At 71.0% G+C, this 1289-nt stretch carries 1 protein-coding gene; it reads left to right on the plus strand.

Annotated features, from left to right (window positions below; translation table 11 throughout):
• Positions 1 to 27: 27 nt before the first annotated feature.
• Positions 28 to 1289, plus strand: a 1262-nt coding sequence (locus tag HWD99_RS18300) for an HNH endonuclease signature motif containing protein (protein ID WP_241797622.1), incomplete at its 3' end; no start/stop codon positions are given.

Consider the following 1289-nt stretch of genomic DNA (forward strand, 5'->3'; position numbering starts at 1 on the left):
GGGTTGACCGAGGCGGAGCGTGTCGACGTGCTGGTGTCGGCGGGGGCGGTGTTCCGGCGGGTGGAGGCCGTGGTCGTGGAAACCCTCGCGACCACGAACGGGACGGATCTGGCGCAGGCGGTGGGGTGCCGGTCGGAGAACGAACTGCTGCAACGCACGTTGCTCACGGATGTGTCGGCGGCGACGCGGATCGGCCGGGTCGCCGACCTGACACACCGGGAGGTGAGTCTGGTGTCCGGGGACCGGCTGCCGGCCCGGTGGCCGGCGCTGCGGGAGGCGTTGTTGGAGGGGGCGGTGAGCGTGGCGGGGTTCCTCGCCGCGGTCGGCCCTCTGGAGAAGTGCCGCGACCGGATCAGTGTGGAGGAGCGGTTGGGGGCGGATGAGTTCCTCGCCGAGCACGCCCGCGGCGCCCGGGATGTTGATGCGGGGCCGGACGCACCGCGGGGGCCGAAGCCGACGCCCGCGGATCTGCATATCCTCGCCCACGCCCTCGCCGCGATCCTGGATCCGGACGGCGCGGAACCCGACGACAAGAACGCCCAACACCACCGCGGTGTCACCATCGGACGGTTGAAGGACGGGCTCCGCTCCATCCGGGGCTGGTTGTCACCGGAAGTCGCCGCACAGCTGGAAGCGATCTTCGACGCGATCAACAACCCGCGCGGCGACGGGGCACCCGAACCCGGAGTGCGCTTCACACCGGAAGGTGACAACGGCGACCGAGGTGGCAGCGGTGACAGCGGTGATGCCGAGGGCGGGTTCGATCCCCAGTCCGAGGGGCTTCCCGACACGGAGGACCCGTTCAACTGCGATCCGCGTGCGGTGATCGACTCACGCTCCGCGACCCAGAAACGCCACGACGCGTTCGCCGCCGCGATCGGCATCGCCGCCCGTCACCGCTCGATGCCCACCGTCGCAGGCGCCTCTCCGACACTGGTCGTCACGATCGATGCGACAGACCTCGCCAAGGGGACCGGGTGGGCGCGGCTCCCCGGCGCGCACGGGCACCCGTTCGCCCACACCCCCGCCTGCGTCGCCGCACAGACCGGCTGCACCGGCACGATCCACCGCGTCGTCATGGACGAAGGACGCATCATCTCCCTCAGCACCACCCAGCGGGTCTTCACCGCCCACCAACGCCTCGCGATCATCGCCCGCGACCGCGAATGCCTCATCCCCGGCTGCCACACCCCCGCAACCTGGTGCGAGATCCACCACGTCACCGAACACGCCCACGGCGGACCCACCCACACCGACAACGGCGTCCCCCTCTGCTACTACCACCACCG

The sequence above is a fragment of the Microbacterium sp. C5A9 genome (genome assembly GCF_022627955.1).
GTDB lineage: Bacteria > Actinomycetota > Actinomycetes > Actinomycetales > Microbacteriaceae > Microbacterium.